Source organism: Bartonella harrusi, from assembly GCF_024297065.1.
GTDB lineage: Bacteria > Pseudomonadota > Alphaproteobacteria > Rhizobiales > Rhizobiaceae > Bartonella > Bartonella harrusi.
Map to the genome: position 1 here is coordinate 2,109,094 of NZ_CP101114.1, position 26,197 is coordinate 2,135,290.

Genomic DNA, 26,197 nt, shown 5'->3' on the forward strand with positions numbered 1-26,197 from the left:
AGTTATATTGCAAAGATAAATAATAGAGGTCTTTGTAAAAAAAGGTTTTTTCCGTTTATAAAGCAATTTCATCAAGAAGCGCCTCAAGTTTTTCCGGAGGAAGTTTAAAAATTTTCACTTCTTTGCTGTAGACAAGAAGAGCTTGAATCTCTTTTTCGGGATGAATAGTTTGCAACAATTTTCGATAAAGAGCCATTTGTAATAAATAGTGTGAGGCAATGGCGGATTCATCTTCTGGCGGAGTTCCAGTTTTAAAATCAGCAAAAATAATACTGTCTTGTGTGATGTATAAACGGTCAATTTGACCGGAAATTGCTTGTTCTTTTCCACGAATTTTTACAATACCCATTAAGGGGACTTCAGCGCGTGAATCGGCAGAAAAGAGGGATTTGAGGTAGGAGTGCTCTAAAATTTGCCAAACGTGATGAAGGGCTTTTTCTTTTTGGGCTTCATGCCAATGAGAGGCTTTGGTATTGAGATAGTGTTGGGCATAATCGCGACGTTTTTTCAGGGGGAAATTGGGTAGATATTGCAGCAGTTTGTGAACAATATGACCATATTCAATGTAAAAAGCTTTATTGGTATTTTTTTCTCCTAAAACAGGTGAAAGACTATATTGCTTTGTATTGGAAAAAACCTCATTATCAGCCTCAATGGAAAGACTCGCAACGGAGGGTCTTAATGGTTTTGGTAGAGCTGGTTCTGCTGGGACTTTATGGAAGAAAAAATCGGGTAAAGGTGGAAGCGTTTGGTTATTCGCATGAAGTCCTTCTTGATTGATTATGGCGTGAGAAGCGGGCGTTATACAATAGCGCCAAGCTGCAATATCTTCAGCAGGACCTTTTATTGGCACTGCGTGTGGTTTGAGCGCTTTTGTTACCAATTGTAGCCATGTACCAGAGGCGGCTTTTTCATTTTTATAACCACAAACAAATAATCGATCTTCAGCACGTGTCATTCCTACATAAAGCAGACGTTTATATTCTTCTTCTGCACGCTCTTTTAAATACGAAAGTGCTTTTTCAGAGGGTTTTATGTTAAACTCCGCGTTAGGATGCCAGATAAAAGCTTGTTGATCGCTCAGTTGTGTATTGTTTGAAGAGATTTTCAGAAGGTGTGGTGCATGTTGAGGATGCCAAATGGCGCTTCCAGGGTCGACGAGAAAAACAACCGCAGCTTCCAATCCTTTAGCAGCGTGAACAGTCATAATACGAATTTCTTCATGATTTTGATCAAATTCGCGTTTAATTTCTGGTTCACTGACACTGAGTGTTTCCAAAAAAGCTTGTAACCCTGGCAATCCGGTTTTTTGAATAGTGAGTGTATAATCCATAAAAGCATCGAGGATGTCATTTGCTTCTGATCCTAAACGAGAGAGGATTTTTTGTCGTCCTTTATCATCGTTGAGAACATGGCTATAGAATTCAAAAACCGGTATTTTATCCACGAAAGTACGGTATTTACTCAATTTTTCAAAAGCATCTTTAAAAGAAAGATGCGATGATGCATGTATACAAAGGCTCTGCCAAAGGGAGCCTGTACGGTGTGCTGCAATTTGATAAAGTTCTTCTTCGCTAAGCGAAAAAAGAGGGCTTTTTAAAACACAAGCAAGAGATAAATCATCTTTTGGTTGCAAAACAAAACGCGCAAGTGCCATTAAATCACGTATACTAATATGATTGGTAAGCTGTAAACGATCAGCGCCTGCTACGGGAATATTGCGCTTTTTAAGTGCACGAGAAAGCGCAGAGACAAATTCATCACGCTTACGAACCAAAACCATGATATCACTTGCACGCATTAAGCGCCCTTTTGCGGGCAGCATTTCTCCTTTATTCAACCAGCTTGCAATGGTTTCAGCAATTTTTTCCGCCAAACGTATTGCCGGCGTATCTAAATGATCAACAGTTATATGCCAATCATTAGGAAATTTATGCGTTTCTTTGGAAAGAGCATCCCATAAAACAACTTCACCTGGACTATGAACACGAATAGCTTCATGCACCGTTTTTGTGTTTTCTGCAGAAAGTCCTTTGTAATTTTCTGGTGTTTCAAAGACAAGATCGACACTTTTAAGCACATCAACTGTAGAGCGGAAAGAATAGTTTAGTTGTATTTTTTCAAATTTCTGTTTTGCTTGCTGCACTTTTTTTTGAATTATTCGTCCATTTGCCGCAAAATTTTCTGGAGCAGCACCTTGAAAAGAATAAATGGATTGCTTTTCATCTCCAACGGCAAAAAGAGTACGTATATTTGTGCGTTGACTATGGCCTGTGAAAAATTCCTGCGCGAGAAGTTGAACAATTTGCCATTGTTCAGGGTTGGTATCTTGTGCTTCATCAAGTAAAATATGATCAAGACCACTATCAAGTTTATAATGCACCCATTGGCTTGCACCTTTACGTTGCAATAGATGGAGTGTTCGTTCAATGAGGTCATCAAAATCTAACAGGCCATTGGCTTTTTTTAAATTCGCATAAATTTTAAGGTAAAGTGCACAAAGTTGAAAAGCAGCCCTGTTGAGTGTGAGAACTTTTGCACATTGATATTTTTCTAAAAGAACAGAAAGCTTGCTTTGTTTGTCTTCAATCATTTGTTGAATAAAAGGCCAAATTTCATCTGATTTTTTAGAAGAGAGAGGTGAAAAATTACGGGGGTCACCGTTCTTTTTAAAATAAACATTTGTAATAATATCGATGATGGTTGTCTCATCACAAGTGGTTTTTAATTGGGAAAGTATTTCAATTGTCTCCTTGGTACTTTTATTACCATAAGTTTGACAATGCGTAAGAGCATAAAGAGGAAGACGAGCAGTTTGTTGAATTTTTTCCAGCAATTGTTGTTTGGTTTCATCGGGCGCTAAGTTAAACAACGCATGTAATTTTTCTTCTGCGTTTTCAGATAGAAGTGAAGATAAAAAAACAGACAATTTATGTTGTTTTGCGATTGCTTCATCCAGCAATTGATTAAAAGTGTGCTCGCTAATAACTTGAAGGAGGCGTTTTAAAGCGGATTGCGCATCTTTATGCTGCAAAAGCAGACGACGAGATTCTTGTAATAATTTTCTGCGGTTGACATCATCGATGAGTTCAAAATGTCCAGCAATATTGGCTTCTAACATAAAGTGATGCAAGAGAGATTCACAAAATGCGTGAATAGTTTGAATTTTTAACCCCCCCGGTGTTTCGAGGGCACGAGCAAAGAGTTGACGTGCATAGGTTAATTTTTGTGCATTGATGGGTTTATTTTCGAGCTTTGATAAGGTTTTTTGAAGCTGTGCATCATCAAGTTCATTCCAACTGGAAAGTATACGAAAAATCCGCGATTGCATAACAGCGGCGGCAGCTCTCGTATAAGTAAGGCATAAGATACGTGCTGGAGGAGTACCATTTAAGAGCAAACGAATAACACGTTCGGTTAAAACGTGGGTTTTTCCAGAGCCTGCATTTGCAGAAACCCATACATTTTTTGTCGGATGTGTTGCCGTTTTTTGTGCTTCAAGGGCTGCTTCAGGGATAGAAAAAAGAGTCATGATTGATCTGCTTTCTGAAGTCCACTTGACCATTCCCATAACCGTGCCAAATGATCATAATCACCTTCATATTGTTTTTTTAAAGGAACTGCGTGTGAAAGATAGCCTTGTTGTGGATTGTTATAATATTCCATTAATGCCATAAGCTGTTGCCATGCTTTTTCACCGAGACTAATGATACTTTGGTGCTCTTTTTCTGAAAAAATTGATTGAGGAGTAATTTTTCCTTTTTTATTGAGAGCAATATAAAATAAATTGACAGGAATAAGATCTTGAAAATCTGTAAAGGCACCTCGCATAAGCAAAGCTATTTCCAATGCCAATTGTGGAAAAAATAAATCACGAACTTGTTTTGATGAGGGAGGTGTGCTGGTTTTAAAATCAACAATTTCAACCATTTTATTTGGCAATACGTCAATACGATCCGCACGCCCTGAAAGCGTTACACCTGTTGTTCCTATCGGTATTTTTTGTGAGACCACTTCTATATATCGCTTTCGAGGCCCTAAACTTTGTTCCCATTGGAGTAAAAATGGCGCAAGATTTTTAAAATTATTCCACCAGATTGTTTCAATATCGGCAGGCAAATTCAATTTATCGAATTCATTACGTCCGATATTGAGAAGTGCGTCCAGTGCATTTGTAGCATTGGGATTTTTTATTTTTGTACAAAAGGCAGCAAGAATAGCGTGATAAAGTATTCCACGTTCAGCAGCACTAGGAGCGTTGATGAGGGCTTTAAGCGGTTTGAGATGCAAGATTTTTTTGGCATAAATTGCATAAGGATCATACCGCAATGTTGCAATTTCAGTGATTGAAAAATGACGTGGACGCATATCAAGAGGGGGGACAGGACAAGGGCGTTCTGCACAGGCGTTCATATTAGTGTTATCAAGCATTTTCGCCCAATGAAGCAATATTTCTCCTCGTGCACGGATTTGTTGCCAAACCTGTTTTCCTATAACTGTTTCCAAGCGTTGTAACCAGCGTGAAGGAAGGGAAGGAGCATGATTAACCCTTAGTGCTCTGCTCATCACTACCTTATTCATTCCCATAGCCCATTGAAAATCATGGGCAGAAAGGCCAATACGCTTTTCTGGTGGTTCAAGTGTTAACATCATTTTCATCTGTCGTGATAAAAACGCATCATTGCGGGTTGTAATCGGCCATGATCCTTCATTAAGACCACCAATGACCACAGTATCAACCGTTTGCAAGCGTGATTCCAAAGTGCCCCAAATGAATAAACGTGGATGTCCTCCGGGAGAAGGGGTGACAGAACGGGGCGCTATCAGAGCGGAAAACATGGCAGGCCATTCGCAAAGAGAAAATTTTAATTCTGATTGATCACTAACCAATTCACGCAAAAAAGTTACTAAAGCTTGTCCTGCTTCATGTTGATAAAGAGATACAAGAGAATTGTTTTCATCACGTCCAAAATTTTCAAAAACTTCAACGGTTGCTATTGCAACTTCATGAAGTGTGTATTCCTTCTCTTGTTTTATGAGAGATGCTAATGGCTCGACAGCTTTGACCAAAAGATGACAAAGAAACCGTGCTTCTTCACACTTTTGTTGATCTAGAACATCAGTTTCAGAAGGATTACCGAAATGTATTTCTATCCATTTTTCGAGAAATTGATCGCATTCACAAAGATTAATACGGCTTGTATTTTCTCGAAGAACAAACAGTTCAAAATTTTCAGCCATTTCACGTAAACGATGCCGGTTTTGTCCGAGCATTGTGAGAGGATGTTTGAGAAGCGAAAGAAGAGCAATTGGATCATGAGGTTGAAATATATTTTCTAAAAGAAGCCGTAACAAGGTTGAAGGCAACGTTTGTGCAAGTGGAAGACCACCTGAATCATTTGCTTCAATTCCAAAACGTTGTAATTCAGCGGCGACACGGCGTGCTAAATTACGGTCATTTGTGATAAGAGCAGCTGTTTTTTGAGGTTCTTCAATAGCATTGCGTAAGGCAACAGCGATGGTCAGAGCTTCTTCACGCTCGTTGATAGCTTCAATAAATGACCAGCCAGCACAAAGTTGTTCATAATCATCGCGGATAATTTTTACCCAGTGGTCTGTTGTAGAGGCTGGTCGAAATGCTTCTGATAAAAGAGCCATACGCCTTTTCTGTGTTGCACTTTGTTGACCAATTTCGCGAACATCAATACGTTGACATTTCATGAGAGAGAGAAGTTTTTTTAAATGATATTGAGGATGACTAAAAGCATTCCTCGTATGATCAACAACATCACAATTTGTTTTTTCTTTATGGATTACGCCTAGTGCTTCCCATTGTTCTTCATCCATATGAAGATCAAGTCCAGGAAGAACAACGGCTCCTTTGGGGTGAGAGGCAATCACTTTTAAAAGCGCAGAAACTGCGGGAATAGAACCGGATATACCAGCTGCTAGGATAGGCTTATCAGGTTTTGTATGGCATAAAGCCTCAGCATGTATTTTGAGTGCTTGATTGCGCCATTCTGCTGGATTACTCCGTTGTCTTTCTTGTAAAACTTTTGGCCAATTTTCTGTAACAATAGTGAGAAAATCGAGAGTTATTTGCCACCATTCAGCGATCATATCGGGTGCAATTTCTTTAAGTTTTGACCAATCGGCAGCTTCTGTTTCGATTTCATCCATTAAGTTTGCTAAATCTTGAGCAAGCCAAATTGCATCGGCAGTATGAGTGGGAATAAGCACATCTTCTGTTCCAAACATGGCACGCAAATGTGCCGGCAAATTTTCACGCCAAGGACGAATAAGGCGTGCTAAAAGCAAAAGACGTTCGGTATTACCAATGGGGGGATTCAAGGTCTTGGTATGGTTTTCCAGAAAAAGGAAACCTTCTTCATCCAGATCTCCTAACGGACGAATAGTTGGCAAGAAGGTTGATTTTGTGCCACTTCTTTCAACGAAGGCGGTACGTAAAGCGCGGGCAGCACGGCGTGTTGGCACATAAATAAGGGTATCGGTAAGAGCTATTTGGATATCACCATTTGGTGCAAAACTCTCAATAAGAGCACCAGAGAGCAGGGCATCAACAAAATGCGGTAGAAAAGCAGTTCCCGGAGAAATAGAAAAGACTCGTGGTTTATAGGTCATGTAATCTCGTTTGGAATGCGTAGAAATGTTTCATATTATGAATGATTTATGTTCTCTCTACTGTATACAATTTTCATGAAGAGAGAAACTAAAAAGCGAAATTTGTACAGTGAATGTTTCAACTGAGGTTAAACAGTTAACTTTCCAGATAATCTCTGTTTCTTTTCATCAAAGGTTTGGAAAAAAGGGTCATGAAAATCTCTTTATTTTCACATTTTTTAGCAAAAATACTTTAATGAGACGAAGAGTATCCAAGGATTAAAGGTATGAGATTTTATTGTGCTTTTAAAAGAAGTCCTGCGTCTTGATAAAATCTTTGTAAAGGTGCAAGCATTGGATGTGAAAGATTGCGAGCAAGATAATCTTGTATATGGGGAAGATACTTAAGATAAGATGATTTTCCATCTTGTTGGTGAAGACGTATGAAAATTCCTAGAATTTTTGAAGTCCGTTGAGCGCCTGCAATTGCATAAAGCGTACGCAATTCCTTTTCATCAAAAGAGCGTGCTGTTTTATGGCGTGCATGACAATAAGCATCGAGAATTTTTGTCTCAAGTGTTGGAGAAATAAATGTGCGAGCATCTTGTGCTAAAGAAACAAGATCATAGGCTGTTGGACCTTTTAAACCGTCTTGAAAATCAAGAAGACCAATACGAGCCATTCCTTCCTGATGCATACGCCAAAGAATATTGGGGGAATGATAATCACGCATAACAAAAGTATTTTCTCCTTGGATCAACCTATCGAGATAGGGTTGCCAACAGCTAAAAAAGGCTTTACGCTGTTCTTGATCTACGCTCTTTTGTGTTTGAAAAGGCAAATACCAATCAAGCAATAAGGAGAGCTCTGATTGTAATGCTTGGCAATCATAGGAGGGAATTTGAAGCAAAAATGTTGCAAATTGCTTTTGTGAAGGCCACAATTTTTGATGAAAGGAAGCCAGCAATTGGCTACAAGCAATGTAACGCTCTTCTATAGGATGAGCATTTTTATCTAAGAGCCCTTCACGGCCGAAATCTTCTAAAATCAAAAGGCCTTTTTCAAAGTCTTCGACAAAGATATGAGGGGCAGAAAATCCGTTGTCTAAAATAAGCTGGTTAATGCCAACAAATTGACGAATGTCCTGTGCAAGATATGCCATTGTTGCATAAGAGAGATCTGCGTTTTGTTTCTTCTGCATCGTTTGTGCATCCATGAGGATTTCTTGATGATTCCCATCCTTGAGAAGTTCATAGGTGCGGGTGGAGGCATCATGAGCCAAAAAGTGACGATGAACATGACCGCGATTATGGTTTTTTAAAAATGTACGAATAGCAAAAGATTTCTGGAGACGTTCAGTAGCATATTGTGCTGATGTAAGGGACACATAACGCCCATGGTCTTTATATTGTAAAGTGAGAGCAAAGGTCGCTTGTCCTAAAAGATCTTCACTTTTTTCTGGCCATTCAATAAGTAGAATATTTTTCTCATGTGCTTCATAAAGTCCTAATTCATCAATTTCTTCTGGTATAGAAAGGCGATAAAGATCAGCATGAATAATGTCAAACTGTGGTAGTTGATAGCTTTGAACAAGAGTGAAAGTAGGGCTTGGTACATCCAGCGTATTATCGTTAGCAAGGGTGTGAATGATTGTCCGTGCGATGGTTGATTTTCCTGTACCAAGATCACCTTGTAGTGTTACAAGGTCACCTGATTTTAAGGCGAGGGCTAGATCTTGCGCAAAAAGCTTCGTTGCTTCTTCATTTTCAAGAAAAAAACTAAAATTCATAAACCGTTCCGTGAAATGGATGTACAAAATTTTTTAATAAGAGAGAACGAGATTAAAGCACTTTATCTCCTTTGGAAATCGGGAAAAAACATTTAACCGTTGTTCCTTGTCCAGCACCGGTAAGAATTTCAACATGTCCACCGTGGAGTTCAACAAAGCTTTTAACAAGGGATAAACCAAGACCTGCTCCAGCACGTCCACCATGATGTGAATGGGCGGAAAAGCGTTTAAAAATACGGTCCAGAACATCTTTTGGAATATCAGATCCTTCATTATGAACACTAAAGACAATATTATCATCTTGTTGGTCGGCACAAAACTCAATCGTGCTTGCTTCTGTTGCAAAATTAATGGCATTACTGAGGACATTAACAAAGATTTGATGCAAACGTGTTGCATCAGCGTAGATAAGATTTAAGGATGGGGAAATTTGTTGTGAAAGCACAATATAACGCCCATTAACACGCTCTTCCACACGTGTTACGGCTTGCACCATAGCATCGGCAATATTAACGGGTTGTATATCTAGCTCCATGATACCAGCATCAAGGGTTGCAAGATCAAGGATATCGTTAACAATATTCAAAAGTGTGCCTGATTCGGAATGAATATGTCCAAGATATTCTTTTTGACGTTCGTTGACAGAGCCGAAAATTTGATCACGTAAGATATCAGAAAATCCAATAATATTGGTAAGGGGCGTCCGCAGTTCATAGGAAACATGTTGAACGAATTCATTACGCAAACGATCAGCACTTTCTAAAGCTTCATTTTTTTCTTGAAGAGCGCGCGCGATATGAACACTGTCTGTAACATTCACGAAGGTCACCATCGTCTGCCCATTGGGAAGCGGGACCAATGTATAATCAATAATCATTCCATTTATAAGATCCATACGTCCTGAACAGGTGTCGCGTTTTTCATCAAAACCTGTAATAAATTTGGTAAATTGGTCCCATTCTTTTCCCATGGTTAAGGGAGCACAATGGCTTTGTAATTGCGTAATATGGGTACCTTCCACCAATAAATTATAGGAAAGAGACCATAATTTTGATAAAGCAGGATTCGATAAACGAAGACGTCCATCGGTACCAAAAACCACCACACCTTCTGAAAGTTTATCAAGGGTTTCCCCCTGTATTTTAATGAGCGTATTATAACGCCGTTCAAGATCTATTTTTTCTGTAAGGTTTTCATAAAGCCAAGTGACACCCCCTTGTGGATGAGGACTAGAAATAACACGTACTGTACGTCCATCTGGAAGATTCCAAATTTGTTGATTCGATTCCGTTTGTTGATAGGCTTTAAAAAGTTCTTCTTTCCATGTTCGCCAATCAGGATGTTCAGCAAGGAGACCTTTTTCACGCAAACGTTCAAGTAGCAGTGTATGGTTCGGTTCACTTTCTAAAAACGTGCTCTCCAATGGCCATAAAATTTTAAAAGCTTGGTTGCAAAATTTTAATTTCTGATTGATATCGAAAACAGCCACTGCTGTTGAAATTTTATCAAGTGTTTCACAATGATTTTTCTGTACACGTTTTAGTTCATTGGCGAGATTTTCATATGTGCTGTCATCATGGGCAAAAGCTGCCATTCCTTCGGCTGTCGTAATTCGTGTGAGGTGAAAACAGTGGCGTTCTCCATCAATAACTGTATGAACATGCTCTTGAAAAATCGTTTCTGTCTCATCTGTTTTGCGTTGTGTTGTTTCATTGAAAAGATCATCGACTTCATGACTACCTTCTCGAAAACCTGTTATTTCCCTAAAGGCGCGATTAACAAAACAAACCTTTCCTTCACAATCGCGTATCCATACGGGTTCTTGAATACAATCAAGCAGATTGCGCTGCATTCTTAGTTCAATAAGGATTTTAGCGATATCTTTCTGTAAATGGGCATTTTCACTCTGCTGTGTTGAGATGTCTTGAAAACGTGCAATGGCTACTGTTCCAGCGATGACTCCTGTTACCTGTAACAAAACATTGTTTTTGGTAGTAACAGAAAGCTCAAAAGGATGAGACTTGCAACGCAATTGCGTTAATGCATAGTTAAGTTCTCGCAAAGAATTTTCTTCAAGCCAAAGCTCAAAATGCTGAAAATCTTGCTGCACAATTCCCGCTTTTTGTAATGTGGGAATATTACCAACCATACGAGGAAAAACCGTTGGATTTTCCCAAATAAGAAGCAATTGCCCTGTTTCTTCTAGGAGCCATTCATAATATTTAAGTTTTTCAGAAAAATCTACTTGAAGAGCCTGTAGAGGCTTTTGTGAAGCTTTTTTCACACGCATAATAACTGCTATACATGTGAGAAGTGAAGCACAAGAAATCCCTCCACACAATGCTAAAAAAAGCCATGGTCCCTCTGGTAAAGTGAATGCAAATGGTAAATGGATTTTCGATGATTGTGCAACAACGTCTGTCAGGAAAAAAAGGACAAAAAGACAAAAAGTATGCGTACAGATTCGGATCATTTTGTAAGCTTTCTCTTTGGGGGTAGAATCACCAAAGCGGAGCACGGCACTTTTTCCTTTTTTTTAACCCAAGGAAACATTTTAGTAACGATAATGATCTGGTTTATAAGGTCCTTGTGGTGTAACTCCAATATATGCAGCTTGTTCTTTTGTTAAAACGGTTAATTTTATTCCTAACCGATCAAGATGAAGCCGTGCAACTTTCTCATCGAGGTGTTTAGGCAAAACAGCCACTTCATTTTTGTAGTATGCTCCATGGTTAAAGAGTTCAATTTGCGCTAAAACTTGGTTGGTAAATGAAGCTGACATGACAAAAGAGGGATGTCCTGTCGCATTACCAAGATTAAGTAAGCGCCCTTCAGAGAGCAAAATAATACGTTTTCCATCAGGAAAGGTGATCATATCAACTTGAGGTTTAATATTCGTCCATGGCAAGTTTCTAAGGGCTGCTACTTGGATTTCATTATCAAAATGACCAATATTTCCAAGGATACACATATCTCTTACTTGCCGCATATGGTCTAAACGAACAATATCTTTATTGCCGGTTGTTGTGATGATAATATCGGCATTCGCAGCGGTATCATCTAAATAAACAACTTCATAGCCATCCATCGCTGCCTGAAGAGCACAGATTGGGTCAATTTCTGTCACTTTAACGCGTGCGCCAGCACCAGAAAGAGCGGCTGCGGAACCTTTACCCACATCGCCATAACCACAAACAATAGCGGTTTTGCCAGCTATCATTACATCCGTTGCGCGTCGAATACCATCCACCAATGATTCTCTACACCCATATTTATTATCAAATTTTGATTTTGTGACACTATCATTGACATTAATAGCAGGAAAAGACAAAAGTCCTTGCTTTTGTAATTGATGAAGACGGTGTACCCCTGTTGTCGTTTCCTCACTCACACCTTTAATTGCTGTGCGTTGGCGTGTGAAAAATCCTGGTGTGATAGTCATACGTTTTTGAATTTGTTTAAAAAAAAGTTCTTCTTCTTCTGTTTTTGGATGAGAGAGAACATCGTTATTTTCTTCTGCAAGGCATCCCATCAAAATATAGTTTGTAGCATCAGCTCCATCATCTAAAATAAGACTTGAAGGATTGCCATCAGGCCATTGAAAGATAGCATCTATGTAAGTCCAATATTCTTCAAGCGTTTCACCCTTGACAGCAAAAACAGCCGTCCCTGTGGCTGCAATAGCTGCTGCTGCGTGGTCTTGTGTAGAAAAAATATTGCTAGAACTCCACCGTACATCAGCACCAAGAGCTTTCAATGTTTCAATTAAAACAGCTGTTTGAATGGTCATGTGCAAAGAACCAGAAATACGTGCACCGCGCAAAGGTTGGCTGGAAGAAAACTCTTTACGACAAGCCATTAACCCAGGCATTTCTGTTTCGGCAATATCAAGCTCTTTACGCCCATAGGCAGCAAGCGCAATATCTTTGACAACATAATCTGGAGTTGCCATTCTTTATTCCTTTAAAATTATTTTATCCTAGAGGATAGGAGAAGTCCAAAAAGACGGTAAGAGAAATTAAAAAAAAATGCAAGCCAATAGCACGACTTCTTTATATGAAAAATCCTTTTCAAGTTTCTATAAATTGATACAAAAAGACGCATTTAGAAAGTCAATTATGATATTACCGATAAAATTGAGAGGGATTTAAAGAAAATTGTCTTGAGTAAGCGAAATTTAGCAATATTTATCTGTATTTAAGCTATAAGGAAGAAAGCGTAAGAAGAAAGGCTGTTAAAAGATTATATTTTCTTAAAAAACAATAACATATATGAATAATACCAATACAGCTATTTTTTATGACATAATGTTTATTCGATTTAAAAAAATAGGGTCTCATAAAACGCATGCTCTATTATGTTCTATAAAGGGGTTTCTAATAGGGTTACGTTCACGAAGAATAGAACGCCATTGTTTTGTGCATTCATGGGCTTGTTTTAAAGAAACATCTCTTAAAGCACCAAGCCCTTTTCACGTTGCCGCCCTAAATGGTATATCGGTAAATCCATTGAGCAGCACCATTTTTGGGCTTGTGAAGAAGCAACCCGGCACCATCATACTCTTTACCGGCCTCAATGTTGCGATAGCCTTTGCATCTAAGATGATAGAGACATTTTAATTCCTTTCTAAACTTTTTTATCCATACATCAGCCTCGTTTGTGACATGTAAGTAAGAGGTTTTGATTGATTCAACATAAGCAAGATTGAAATGAGAAAAACTTACAATATTCGGGCGTTTCATTCAATAGGCAAAACGATAAATTATCAATATAAATCAATGTTTTGTCTGTAAATAAAAGCACATTCATAGGAAGAACCATTCTTATACTGATTATGATCAGTCAAAATCATAATTATATTTCCTAATGTCAATCTTGCCCGCATTCTCGCATCAAGATGGTTCATAAACAGGTATCTTGGGTTCGTCTTCACACCATTTTAATCTACAGAATGCTTTCTTTTATGAGATGTAAAAAAACATTTTTATGCATTCTGAACGCAAGAAATCGAAATGAAAAAATACTTATTCTCTTCAGCATTGTAATTTTAAATAGAAAAAAATAAATGATTATAAATCAATATCACTGTTTGTTTTTTGCTTCATCCTTGCAAGAATATTTGCTAGGCCATTAAATTTTTGGAAAACTGACCTTGTGGACGAAATCTCCAGAGATAACTTGGCAAAAGAGCGACCATTGCTTTGGGGGTAATCCCTACACCTTCTAAAGTATATCCATTTTCTCTCGCTTCTTGAGAAACAATGTTATCTACTTGTAGGAAACGTATCTGATTATTTGTAACAAGTGTTGGTACAAGGGGCAATTTACCAAGAGTTCCTAAAACACCTCCACACAATAGCCCGACAGAAAGAGGCATAGAGAGAGCTCTTTTTTTACGGTGAATGATTTTTAAAATATTTTCAAGGGCATTTTGGAATGTGATAATCTGAGGACCACCAAGATCATAACTTTTTCCAGAAAGAACCGGCTCTTCTAAAGCTCGCACGACAAATTCAGCAACGTCACCAACATATACGGGTTGCAATTTACTTTGCCCTCCTCCAAAAAGAGGCATGATTGGTAAAAAACAAGACAAGTTTGCTAAGCTGTTAAAGAAACAATCTTCTGGACCAAAGATAACCGATGGGCGCATAATAATTGCTTGAGGATGCTCGTCTTGAACAATTTCCTCACTCATCGATTTGACACGTGCATAAAGAAAGGAAGCGTTTTCATTTGCGACAAGGGTTGACATATAAAGAAGCGGTATACCAGCTTCAGCTGTTAATTCAGAAACATTCTGTATACCGTCAATTTGTGTTTTTTGAAAGTTTGCTTGATTTGCTTGTGTTAAGCTACCAGGAAGAAACACGGCTCCTTCTGCTCCAAGCAAGGCTCGTGCAACAGAACCACGGTGCGTGATATCAGTTTTGAGCATTTGGGTTTGTCCCACTTCTCCTATTTGTAGCATGTAATAAGCTTTTTGCGGATGACGAACGGCAATACGAACGCGATAACCTCGTTTTGTTAAGGCTTCAACGATATGCCGCCCTACAAAACCAGAGCCGCCAAAAACAGTAATAAGTTTAGGATGTTGATAAAGTGCACAATCAAGTTGCATAATTACAGATCTATCTTTCAAAGCTCTATGGATAATCAATTTCTAACATGGTGGTGTTTTATTGTCACGTAAAATATCGCCGGCAAGGTAAAGGGACCCACCAATAAGGACAATTGCATTATTATGCTCTGTATTAATTTTCTTTAGAGTATCTTGTAGATGGGCTTGGGGGCTGGCAAAGAGCCCTACTTTTTGAGCGGATTCTGCTAAATTTTTTGGACAAATACCAGCAGTGTTGTCTATTAATGGAACTGTATAGATCTTATCTACGAGATTGGCGAGAGGGCGAAAATAACCGACAGCATCTTTAGTGTTAAGCATACCAGCGATCATAACAAGAGGACGGTTTGTTTTTTTTCTCCATTGAGTAAGTTCCTCTGCAATAACTTTTCCAGCAGCGGGATTGTGACCACCATCCAACCATAAATCAATATTGGGAGAGAGTTTATCAACTAAAGATCCATGAGTAATATGTTGCATCCGCGCGGGCCAATAAATATTTTTCAAAGCATGACTTATGGCTTGTTCTGAAAGTTGAAAACCCGCTTGAAAAATGGCTTCGAGAGAAGCGCCTGCATTGGCAATTTGATGAGCACCAATGAGATTAGGAAGTGGAAGATCCATGAGACCTTGATTATGTTGAAAGACCATACGCCCATGTTCTCTATAACTTTGATAATCTTGATCAAACAGAGAGTAAGGTGCTTTATTTTTATCTGCAATAGATGTTAAAATACAAAGGGTATCCTGGTGGTTTTGCTTACCGATAATGACAGGAACTGCTGGTTTGATAATGCCACCTTTCTGAAAAGCGATTTCTGCAATTGTGTTTCCAAGAAAAATCTCATGATCATAATCAATGGGCATAATAAGTGATACAGCTGGCTTTTGAATCACGTTGGTAGCATCAAAACGTCCTCCTAACCCAACTTCTAAAATTACAACATCAGCTAGATGTGTACTAAACAGCATAAAAGCGGCAGCTGTAAAAATTTCAAAAATAGTAATTGGTTCTTGACGATTGATTTTTATAATTTCACGAATTGTTTCAGCCAATTGGTTCTCTGTAACAAGTTGCCCCCCCCCTTTTTCGCCTAATCGGCAACGTTCATTCCAATGAACAAGATGGGGTGAGCTGTAGACATGAACACGATAGCCTGCACTTTCCAAAAGAGCACGACAAATTGCACAAGCAGATCCTTTACCATTTGTTCCAGCAATGTGTATAACAGGTGCAAGTTTTAAATGTGGATTGCCAAGATTCTCTAAAAGATGAAGAATGCGCCCTAAAGAGAGATCAAATTTTTTGGGATAGTTTTTTAGTAAATCATCCACCATTCCTTGTATTTGGCTTTTCTCCATGCGGTTACGCAGCTGCTGTGTTAGAAAGTGATACCTGAGAATGTGTTGGAGATGGGCTGGAAGGGTGAACGGCCGCAGGTTTCTTCATCATCAAGCGTAGAAGCCGTGCAATGGTAGCTTTCATTTCTAAACGCGATACAACCATATCAATCATACCATGTTCGAGTAGGTATTCACTGCTTTGAAAACCCTCTGGTAAAGTTTCACGGATGGTTTGTTGGATGACACGTGGTCCAGCAAAACCAATCATAGCGCCTGGTTCGGCAATGTGGATATCGCCAAGCATAGCGTAAGAAGCTGTAACACCGCCGGTAGTAGGATTGGTAAGAACCACAATATAGGGCAGCTTTGCTTCTTTCAGCATTTCAATGGCTACGGTCGTACGGGGCATTTGCATCAAAGAGAGTGTTCCTTCTTGCATACGTGCACCACCAGACGCGGCAAAAAGAACTAAAGGGCATCTTTCAGCAATGGCAGTCTCAAAAGCTTTGATGATAGCTTCTCCTGAAGCCATACCGAGTGATCCCCCCATAAAGGCGAAGTCTTGAACGGTCGCTATAATTGGCAAACCCTCAATAGTACCGCGTGCATTTAAAATATTGTCATTAACGCCAAGTTTAGAACGATAATCTTTTAATCGATCAATATAGCGTTTTTCATCGCGAAATTTCAAAGGATCTGTTACAACTTTTGGATTTTCGAAAGGTGTATAAACACCATCATCAAAAAAATGCATGAGACGATTTTTGGCACTGATACGCATGTGATAACCAGAACTAGGAACGACATACTGATTCATCTCCAGATCTTTATGGAAGACCATCTCACCGCTGGTAGGATCTTTAATCCATAAATTATCTGGAATTTCACGGCGTCTCAATATAGAATTAATTTTAGGACGAACATAATTTGTGATCCAGTTCATCTTTATAGCCTCTCTTTAAATATTATACACTTTTGTACCATTTGAAAGAAGATAAGATTTAAATGATTAAATTCGCTTCGCAAGCTCAACAAATGAACCCCTTTAATACTTTTACAAGTATACGTATAGCTCACCTTCCATTGTCTTTTAATTTTCTTTCCGATGTCATAATGATTATTTGCATTAAGAGTATTCCTTACAACAAATCTCTCAGCATTTTAAATAACTATACTCTCTGTTCTCTTGCTTTGATATCAAAACCTCTTCTCTGCATTGACAAACGCTCCATTGGCCCCTGATAAAACGAATATCTCTTTAATCATGAACACCAATAGTTTTGAAGCAGAGAAACCTTGCATTATAAAATATCAATAAGACTATGACGGTTCATAAAAACAATGGGTATGACAACACCATGTTAACGAACTGCCAGTACGAGAGCAAGATTTTTTTAAAGAGATTCTTTGATGAGAGGGGTGAAAACGAACGTTTAAATTTTAAGCTCTCTATTTTCATACACTTTTGTAGATTTTAAGTGAACGCGTATCATTGTTTTTGTGTGGCATGTCTATTGGTTTTTTGGGAAAGCATTTTGTGTAAGTGCGTCATAAAAGCGGCTGCGAAAAGCGGCGATGCTAAATTAAGAACGGGAATTGAGACAAAAAGTGCGATCAACAATCCTGCGCCAAAAACTGTTGTGTAATGAACGTGTAAAAAAGCATGTGCTTCTTTCTCCGAGCGAAAACGGTAGGCAGCAAACACAAAATATTCACGACCAAGTAAGAAACCATTAATAACATAAAAAGCAATCAAATTGACACCTGGCACAAAAAATAAAATAAAAGCGATTCCATTACCCACAAGACTTAAAAGCACAAATTTCAAGGAAAGAATGAGAGAACGCCCAAATGGCAGAGCATGTCCAATAGGTTCGTTTGGATAATCTTCTTTTTCAATAATTTCAGCAGCAGAATCAATGAAAAAACCACCGATCATAGCGGTGATTGGAGCAATCAAAAAAGCCATCAGCAAAGCTAAGCCAAGATTAAAAATGATGAGCATACCAAATCCCAACCATCCTGCCCAACTGGGTAATCCCGGAAGAAAATCAGCAATCAAAGGCCAAAAGTAGGATAGAAAAAGTTGACGTACACATAACCATAAAATAGCAAGTACCACAAAGGTAATTCCCAATGCTTTTAAGATCATAATGCGATATGGCGAGGTTATCAGACGTTGTAAAGCCCGATAGGCAGCAGTAAAAATCATGATAACTCAATAAATAAGAAAAAAACGGTAAAGACAAGAGAGAGCTTAAAAAGCGTTTTAAATATGCACGTATTTTCACAAATTCTACAATTTTTTTGATAAAGAATAGACAGCCAAAAGGTCGTATTTCTTATAATGCTGTAAAATATTTTTTCGGTACGGTGATATAAAGCGCATTCATTGATGGTGAAACATATAGTGTTATCACGGTATAATTTCGACGTTCTTCTGCATCAACTCAGTATAGAAGTGTGAGTTTGAAAACAATAGTGAATTGAGAGTTTTTTTCATAGATTTTATAAAGTAAATTCCATAAGCGGCTAGTAGATGCAAATTTTTTGAGAGAAATCAAGAGAATAACAGATTGTTGTGGGTTAATAATGTTTGTTTTGTAAGGCTGCGATGAGGAAAATTTTTATACATGGAAGAAAATCACGAGAGAATTTTTCTATAATGCTGAGGAATAAACAATAGACGCGATGCAAAGTATTGATTTATAAAGATAATTTATCGTTTTGTATGTTGAATGTGACCCCCGAATATTGTAGGATTCTCTCATTTCAAATCCTTTTATGTTGAATCAATCAAAACTATGTTTCTATACGTCATAAGCGGGGCTGTCGTGTGGGTAAAAAACTCTAAAGTAAGGCGAAAACGTCTCTTATGAAACGTCTAAATACTAAGGGCTGTCGCAATATTGGGGGCTGGCAAATAGTATGCTGCTGCTGGCTTGTACCTTCATAAGTGTAAAGATGGTGGTACTCAATGGCTCTTATGCTATACTATCCGAGTGCCGTCGTGAAATGGGCTTGGGTGCTTTAAGATATGTCTCTTTAAAACAATCCCGTGAATATGCAACCCAATGGCGTTCTGTTTTAGATGAGGGTTGTGACCCCATTAAAGAACGTGAGAAACAAAAGCGTGAAGCAGTGCGATACGTACATGGCAATGAGGGTCACCCATGCTAACCATTTTACAATAACTGAAATCAGAGGAATTTTTCTTTCTATAGTTTTTTTGTCCAAAGAAGATCATCTCTCAATGAGAAACATTATCTAGGTAGTTTTAGGTGGTGTGGTAAATAAATTTTATTTTTTTTCACATTTTTATGGTATTCAACTCTCTAGCAATTTCTTTTTTTATTTGAAATAGAGAAAATTTCTTTTATTGATAAGCAGGGGGCTGAAGATCAAAAAATGACACAATAACCTTTGCTAATTTTTGTGCGATTTGTTGTTTACTCATGTGCGGCCATTGTTCAACAGTGTCTTTACTCACAAGACAAACTTGATTTGTGTCAGCGCCCATGACGCTTGTACCATCAGCGTGAAGAGAAACATCATTGGCAAGAATGAAATTCGCTCCTTTTTCGATACATTTTTTTTGCGCATTGACAATAACGTCAGAGGTTTCAGCAGCAAATCCAATTACTAGAGGCGGGCGATTTGGAGCATGTCCAATTGTTGCCAAAATATCAGGATTTTCAACCATTTGTAAGGATGGTGGTGTTTGATGGTTATGCTTTTTGATCTTGTTTATAGATTGTGTTTGGCTACGCCAATCGCAAACGGCGGCGACAAAAATAGCACCGTCAGCAGGCAATGCATCTTGAACAGCTTGTAACATTTGACATGCTGTTTCAACATGAAGAGTTTTGACCCCTTGTAGGGCGGTAAGATTAACTGGTCCACAAACAAGTGTCACTTTGGCGCCCAAATTTGCAAGAGTTGTTGCAATGGCATGGCCTTGTTTTCCAGATGAACGATTAGCAAGATAACGTACCGGATCAATGGGTTCATGGGTAGGACCAGAAGTAACAATAAAATGGCGACCAACAAGGGGTTTTTCTTGCACACCTAAAAGAGTTTCTGCTGCCGCGACAATCGTGAGGGGATCACTCATGCGTCCACAACCTGTTTCATTGCGTTCAGCCATTTCGCCAACTTCTGGTCCGATGATATGAACACCATCTGTTCGTAATGTTGCAACATTACGAACAGTTGCTGGATGGGTCCACATTGCTGGATTCATGGCTGGTGCAATTAGGAGTGGACAGCGTGCCGCTAAAAGCACACAATCAGCCAGATCATCTCCTATACCATTGGCTATTTTGGCAATGCGATTGGCTGTAGCTGGAGCTAAAATAATCAGATCAGCATCGCGTGCCAAGCGAATATGACCAATATCATGCTCTTCTTCACGTGAAAATAAATCGCTATAGACCATATGACCACTGAGAGCTTCGGCGGCTAAAGGCGTAATAAACTTTTGTGCCGCTTTTGTTATAATAATGTTTAAATGTGCTCCACGCTCTTGCAATCGACGAATCAGATCAAGGGCTTTATAAGCAGCAATACTTCCACCAATAATAAGAAGCAGTAATTTTGATTTCAATGATTGCGATTCAATGACGCTTACTTGAGAGGGAGATAGAGATTGTGTGACAGGGTTACTTAAAATACGGCGGACTTCTTCTTCCATGGAAATGCCATTTTTGGCGGCACGTATGCGTAAAGCTTCTTTGATTTCAGGAGAGAGATTGCGAATAGTAATACTAGCCATAAAAGACCTCCAAGAAATAAATTGATTGCAATGATTTCACATTTTATAGCATAGTGAGTGGATTAGAAAAGATGAAAAAAGTAAAAAGTAAGGCAAACGCAACAAAACGCAATGATGAACAGACTATAACGACCATAGCGATTGGTACGACTTTGCTCACGCGCAAGTTGCTTAAGAGTGACCGGTGAAAGATGAAATCCGGTTTTTACCATTTGGTTGAGGTCTTCTTCCATCCGTTGGAAGTTTTCTATCAATTGCGGTGTTTTGCGTGCCAGAGAAAGGAGAGTTTGTGCGCCTTCATTGAAGTCTTTTGCAATTCCAATGGGCCCTAAATTTTTACCAATCCATTCTCTAACAACTGGTTCAGAGGCTTTCCACATATTAAAATGAGGGTCCAATGTGCGTGCGACACCTTCAACGACAACCATAGTTTTTTGTAGCAATAAAAGTTCAGGACGTGTTTGCATGTCAAAGAGCTCAGTAACTTCAAACAGCAGTGTAAGCAATTTAGCCATAGAAATGCTTTGCGCAGATTGTCCGTGAATGGGTTCACCAATAGCGCGATTTGCTTGAGCAAAGCTCTCAATATTATGGTGTGGGGGCACATATCCTGCTTCAAAATGAGCGCGTGCTACCCGATGGTAATCGCGGGTAATAAAGCCATAAAGGATTTCAGCAAGAAAATGCTTTTCTTTTTTACCTAGCCGTCCTGTAATTCCTAAATCAACAGCAACAATACATCCCTTTGGATCTACAAATAAATTACCAGGGTGCATATCTGCGTGAAAAAAACCATCACGCAATGTGTGACGAAGAAAAGATTGAATAAGCGTAATTGCAAGCACTTGCAAATCAAAACCCGCCTCTTTGAGAGTAGAAATTTCAGATATTCTAATGCCATCGACCCATTCCATGGTTAAAACATTACGGCCTGTTCGCTCCCAGTCAACTTGTGGAACGCGAAATCCTGTATCCTGTTGAATATTTTCAGCCATTTCTGATATGGCAGCTGCTTCTAAACGTAAATCCATTTCAATACGTGTCGTTTGTGCCAAGGTATCAACAACACAAACAGGGCGCAGTCGTCGAGAGGCCGGTATATAACGCTCTTGTAAATGAGCAATGAGATAAAAGCTTCTAAGGTCTCTAGCAAAACGAGTTCTGATATTGGGACGGATGACTTTAACAGCACATTTTTTTCTATGACCAGCTTCATCATCGTATTCAGCTACATGAACTTGAGCAATAGAAGCGGCGGCAATAGGGGGATAAAAGTTTACAAAGAGATCATCGATAGATCGATCAAGCGAACTTTCAATTTGAGCAATAGCAGCAGCGCAAGAAAATGTTTGCACACGATCTTGTAGTTGCGCCAAATCTGCTGCAATATCATGTCCAACAATATCGGGTCTGGTAGCAAGAAATTGACCAAGTTTTATGTAAGAAGGACCGAGTTTATTAATGGCATAAGAAAGATTTTCAGACCTTCGCTTTTGTTTTGTTTTTCGTCGCGCTAACACACCTGCGATACGATGACATAATGCTGGAAATCCTTGAAGATCATCGTGAGGCAGGGCACTTAAAACACCTTCACGTGCTAAAACCCATCCGGCGCGCATCAATTGAAAATAAGTAGAAATTTGCACCATTTTAAATTTTCCAACCTGAATGCAGCGCTGCGATTGCTCCTGTAAGATTGCGGTAAGATATGCGCGAAAAACCGGCTTGCTTGATCATATGGGCAAAATCATCTTGTTTAGGAAACTTGCGAATAGATTCAACCAAATAACGATAAGCATCGCCATCACTTGCAATGATTTGACCAAGTTTAGGGATAGCATGGAAAGACCAAAGGTCATAAAGTTTGTCAAGCCAAGGCATCTCGACATCTGAAAATTCTAAACATAAAAAACGCCCACCCGGTTTTAAAACACGAAAAGCTTCTCTAAGGGCTTTATCAATATGAGGCACGTTGCGGATTCCAAAGGCAATAGTATAAGCATCGAAGCTTCGATCTTCGAAAGGTAGCTGTTCAGCATTGGCTTCAACAAAATCAATCAAAGGAGCGAGGCCATTTTTTTGTGCACGTTTTTTGCCAACGCTAAGCATTGAGCCATTAATATCAAGTACTGTAGCATGTGCTTTTTGGCGTGAAGCATTAAGGATTCGGAAAGCGATATCACCAGTCCCTCCAGCCACATCAAGCACCTTCCAATTGGCAAGTGCTGGCGGAGAAAGCCATGCAACCATAGAATTTTTCCACACACGATGTAGCCCTAATGATAAGATATCATTCATCATATCATAGTTTTCAGCAACGGAGTGGAATACACCATTAACCATAGATTGTTTTTGCTCTTCATTAACTTTTGTAAAGCCAAAAGAGCTTTCCATACCACCTTTGGTTCCAACACGTTCTGTTTCAGCTGTCATGTGCATGACTTTCCTTCGTTTTTCTTTTTTTATCGTAGATGAAGTGTAGAAGGAATATTCAAATACGAAAAATATCTTATAAAACTGCGATGTTTATACAGCTAGAAACAAAAGAGTACCTTTAGATATCAAGATTGGCAACGCTCAAAGCATTATCTTGAATAAAAATTCGTCTCGGTTCAACTTCATCACCCATTAAGCGAGAAAAGAGTGAATCAGCATCCGTTGCGTCATTGATTTTAACTTGTAAAAGAGAGCGTGCCTCAGGATCAAGGGTTGTTTCCCAAAGCTGTTCAGCGTTCATTTCTCCAAGACCTTTATAACGTTGGAGAGTAATACCTTTTTTACCATTTGTAAAAATACTTTCCAATAAACTCATAGATCCCAAAATGCGTTCTGATTTATCTTTGCGGTGTAGGAGTGGTGGAGGGTTATATATTTCTATGAAACTTTTAGAAACACGATCAATTTGACGCGCATCCGTTGAATTGATCAGTCCGGCATCCAAAGTAATAACATCTTTAACGCCGCGTAAAATACGTTCAAAACATAAACTTCCATCTGGTCTGTATTGACCGCTCCAACCACGTTCTATGTCATCAGCGATTAAATCAAGGCGTTTTGCAACTGTATCAGCTATTTTTTGTGCTTTCTCTGGTGTTGCAAAAGTTTCAAGATTAAAAGCCCCAACAATTGCTGCTTGTTCCACAACTGTGCGGTCATAGCGTGTATGAAGACCATTTAAAAGTTGGCGTAACATACGAGCATCTTCAGCAAGTTGGCGCAAATCAGCACCCGCGCGCATCTCACCTGTTGACAATTCTAGAGTTGCTTCTTCCAATCCAGCATTGATTAAAAATTCCTCAAATGCTGTCTCATTTTTGATATACTGAGAAGATTTCCCGCGCGATACTTTATAAAGGGGCGGTTGAGCGATATAAAGATGTCCTCGTTCAATCAATTCAGGCATTTGTCTGAAAAAGAAGGTAAGCAAAAGTGTGCGAATATGCGCACCATCGACATCAGCATCTGTCATAATGATGATTTTATGATAACGCAATTTATCTGGTGAAAATTCATCTTTACCAATGGAAGTTCCAAGAGCAGTAATAAGAGTTCCAATCATATCTGATGAAAGCATTCGGTCGAATCGTGCTCGTTCAACATTGAGAATTTTACCGCGCAGGGGCAAAATCGCTTGATTTTGACGGGAGCGTCCACTTTTTGCTGAACCACCAGCAGAATCTCCCTCAACGATAAAAATCTCCGATTTTGCTGGATCTCGTTCTTGACAATCAGCAAGCTTTCCGGGTAGAGAAGTGATATCAAGAGCGCCTTTTCGTCTTGTGAGTTCACGCGCTTTACGTGCAGCTTCACGTGCTGTTGCAGCTTCTACCACTTTACCAATAAGCAACTTTGCTTCATTAGGATGCTCTTCTAGCCATGCGGAAAGACCTTCATTGACCAAATTTTCAACAATAGGGCGCACTTCAGAAGAAACCAACTTATCCTTTGTTTGAGAAGAAAACTTGGGATCAGGAACTTTGACGGAAAGAATAGCGGTGAGTCCTTCACGACAATCATCACCCGTTAAGTTCACTTTTTCTTTCTTTGCAATGCCTGAAGATTCAGCATACCCATTAATTTGGCGCGTTAAAGCGCTACGGAAACCTATTAAGTGGGTCCCACCATCACGTTGAGGAATATTATTTGTAAAGCATAAGACCTTCTCATGATAGGAATCATTCCACCATAGGGCAACGTCAACGCTCATCCCATCCTTTTCATTGGCAATGTAGATAGGGGTATTCAACAATGCTTTTTTTGTTTGGTCAATATATTTGACGAATTCAACTAACCCACCTTCATAATGGAGCTCAACAGATTGAATATCAGCATGACGTTCGTCAACGAGAAGAATATGAATACCAGAATTTAAAAAAGCGAGTTCACGCAAACGACGTTCCAAAGTTTCAAAATCAAATTCCACCATCGTAAAGGTTTCAGAGCTTGGTAAAAATCTGATTTCTGTTCCACTTTCTGCGTCACAATCGCCAATAATACTTAAAGGAGAATCAGCAACGCCATGTGTAAATGATATTTGATGAATTTTACCATTGCGTTTGATTTGCAATTTGAGCCAAACAGATAATGCATTCACAACAGAAACGCCAACGCCGTGTAATCCACCTGAAACTTTATAAGAATTTTGATCAAATTTTCCCCCCGCATGAAGCTGTGTCATGATAACTTCAGCTGCTGAAATCCCCTCTGTCGGATGGATATCTGTTGGAATTCCACGTCCATTATCGCGAACAGAACAAGAACCATCAGCATGGAGTGTGACATGTACAAGAGTAGCATGACCAGCTAAAGCCTCGTCAATAGCATTATCCACAACCTCATAGACCATATGGTGTAAGCCTGAACCATCATCTGTATCACCAATATACATACCAGGACGTTTACGTACAGCATCAAGACCTTTGAGAACTTTGATGGAAGCGGCATCATAGTCACCAATCTGCATTGGTGAGGTTGTTTCATCACTCATAAGTTAATCCATTTCTCTATTCAATTTGCAATATTTCATCAACTTTTTCGAAGTTTAACGTTCTGTCCAGTTATCTATGGAATAACCATGTCAGATATTTACCGTATATCAGATTGATATTCAACATCTGTTGATCCCTAAGGAACGAATGATTTTTGTACCGGCAAACATATTGTATTATATTTATATATCAAAGGCTAAAAACAAGCAAAATTGATTTCATGAAGTTTATTTGCCACTGGGTATTCATGTCCTTATGGGAATCAATACTCATTTGGATCTTGTGACGACACCAAAAGTGAGATGATAGTGTTTTTTCGTGAGAGGACATAAAGCACAGTTTTTGTGCTTTTACGGGCACTCCTTCTATGATCTAGAAGTGCGTGATTGGATAGAACTACGTTATTTTTTATATAGTTTTACGTAATGTTTAAAAAAGGGTGTATCTTTTCATATCATATTTTGGGCATGCAAGAGATTAGATCAACCTATCTGGTGGAATCAAAAATATGTACAGTTTATTGTTTATAGTAAAAAATCAAAATGCGTTTTCTTAAAAGG

13 protein-coding genes and 2 pseudogenes are annotated in these 26,197 nt (G+C 38.9%); 1 reads left to right on the forward strand and 14 read right to left on the reverse strand.

From position 1 onward, the window contains the following. Window positions 1–55 precede the first annotated feature (55 nt). From addA to NMK50_RS09995, 10 genes and pseudogenes are all read right to left on the reverse strand, one after another. Window positions 56–3,532, reverse strand: a complete 3,477-nt coding sequence (gene addA / locus NMK50_RS09950; protein ID WP_254770328.1) for a double-strand break repair helicase AddA — start codon at window positions 3,530–3,532, stop codon at window positions 56–58. Next, window positions 3,529–6,642 carry a double-strand break repair protein AddB gene (gene addB / locus NMK50_RS09955; protein ID WP_254770329.1) on the reverse strand — a complete coding sequence of 1,038 codons (3,114 nt, stop codon included), beginning with the start codon at window positions 6,640–6,642 and terminating at the stop codon, window positions 3,529–3,531. Before addB ends, addA begins: the two co-directional genes overlap by 4 nt. A gap of 274 nt (window positions 6,643–6,916) precedes the next feature. Next, window positions 6,917–8,410, reverse strand: coding sequence for a tRNA (adenosine(37)-N6)-threonylcarbamoyltransferase complex ATPase subunit type 1 TsaE (tsaE, locus tag NMK50_RS09960; protein ID WP_254770330.1), 1,494 nt, complete (start codon window positions 8,408–8,410; stop codon window positions 6,917–6,919). Between the two features lie 52 nt (window positions 8,411–8,462). Further along, on the reverse strand, window positions 8,463–10,928 hold the full coding sequence (locus NMK50_RS09965; RefSeq protein WP_254770331.1) for a PAS domain-containing sensor histidine kinase: 2,466 nt from the start codon (window positions 10,926–10,928) through the stop codon (window positions 8,463–8,465). Window positions 10,929–10,964: 36 nt separating this feature from the next. Next, window positions 10,965–12,362: an adenosylhomocysteinase gene (ahcY, locus tag NMK50_RS09970; protein WP_254770332.1), complete on the reverse strand. Its 1,398-nt coding sequence runs from the start codon at window positions 12,360–12,362 to the stop codon at window positions 10,965–10,967. Window positions 12,363–12,761: 399 nt separating this feature from the next. Further along, window positions 12,762–13,016, reverse strand: a pseudogene (locus tag NMK50_RS09975) (Arm DNA-binding domain-containing protein); the annotation flags it as partial. Window positions 13,017–13,532: 516 nt separating this feature from the next. Then, window positions 13,533–14,531 carry a complex I NDUFA9 subunit family protein gene (locus NMK50_RS09980; protein WP_254770333.1) on the reverse strand — a complete coding sequence of 333 codons (999 nt, stop codon included), beginning with the start codon at window positions 14,529–14,531 and terminating at the stop codon, window positions 13,533–13,535. Window positions 14,532–14,573: 42 nt separating this feature from the next. Next, window positions 14,574–15,893 carry a bifunctional folylpolyglutamate synthase/dihydrofolate synthase gene (locus tag NMK50_RS09985; RefSeq protein ID WP_254770334.1) on the reverse strand — a complete coding sequence of 440 codons (1,320 nt, stop codon included), beginning with the start codon at window positions 15,891–15,893 and terminating at the stop codon, window positions 14,574–14,576. 4 nt (window positions 15,894–15,897) lie between these two features. Beyond that, the gene (gene accD / locus NMK50_RS09990) at window positions 15,898–16,818 is read right to left on the reverse strand and encodes an acetyl-CoA carboxylase, carboxyltransferase subunit beta (protein WP_254770335.1); all 921 of its coding nucleotides are present in this window, start codon (window positions 16,816–16,818) and stop codon (window positions 15,898–15,900) included. Between the two features lie 546 nt (window positions 16,819–17,364). Beyond that, window positions 17,365–18,087: a sulfate transporter family protein gene (locus NMK50_RS09995; RefSeq protein WP_254770336.1), complete on the reverse strand. Its 723-nt coding sequence runs from the start codon at window positions 18,085–18,087 to the stop codon at window positions 17,365–17,367. A gap of 663 nt (window positions 18,088–18,750) precedes the next feature. On the opposite strand from NMK50_RS09995, the pseudogene NMK50_RS10000 reads away from it, so the two are divergent. Next, window positions 18,751–19,031, forward strand: a pseudogene (locus NMK50_RS10000) (integrase arm-type DNA-binding domain-containing protein); the annotation flags it as partial. 220 nt (window positions 19,032–19,251) lie between these two features. On the opposite strand, the gene coaBC reads toward NMK50_RS10000, so the two are convergent. From coaBC to gyrB, 4 genes are all read right to left on the reverse strand, one after another. Continuing rightward, window positions 19,252–20,649: a bifunctional phosphopantothenoylcysteine decarboxylase/phosphopantothenate--cysteine ligase CoaBC gene (coaBC, locus tag NMK50_RS10005; protein ID WP_254770337.1), complete on the reverse strand. Its 1,398-nt coding sequence runs from the start codon at window positions 20,647–20,649 to the stop codon at window positions 19,252–19,254. A 62-nt stretch (window positions 20,650–20,711) separates the two neighbouring features. Next, the gene (gene ubiB / locus NMK50_RS10010; RefSeq protein ID WP_254770338.1) at window positions 20,712–22,298 is read right to left on the reverse strand and encodes a 2-polyprenylphenol 6-hydroxylase; all 1,587 of its coding nucleotides are present in this window, start codon (window positions 22,296–22,298) and stop codon (window positions 20,712–20,714) included. A 1-nt stretch (window position 22,299) separates the two neighbouring features. Next, window positions 22,300–23,082, reverse strand: a complete 783-nt coding sequence (gene ubiE / locus NMK50_RS10015; RefSeq protein WP_254770339.1) for a bifunctional demethylmenaquinone methyltransferase/2-methoxy-6-polyprenyl-1,4-benzoquinol methylase UbiE — start codon at window positions 23,080–23,082, stop codon at window positions 22,300–22,302. A gap of 121 nt (window positions 23,083–23,203) precedes the next feature. Next, window positions 23,204–25,636 carry a DNA topoisomerase (ATP-hydrolyzing) subunit B gene (gene gyrB, locus NMK50_RS10020; protein WP_254770340.1) on the reverse strand — a complete coding sequence of 811 codons (2,433 nt, stop codon included), beginning with the start codon at window positions 25,634–25,636 and terminating at the stop codon, window positions 23,204–23,206. Between the last annotated feature and the right edge of the window lie 561 nt (window positions 25,637–26,197).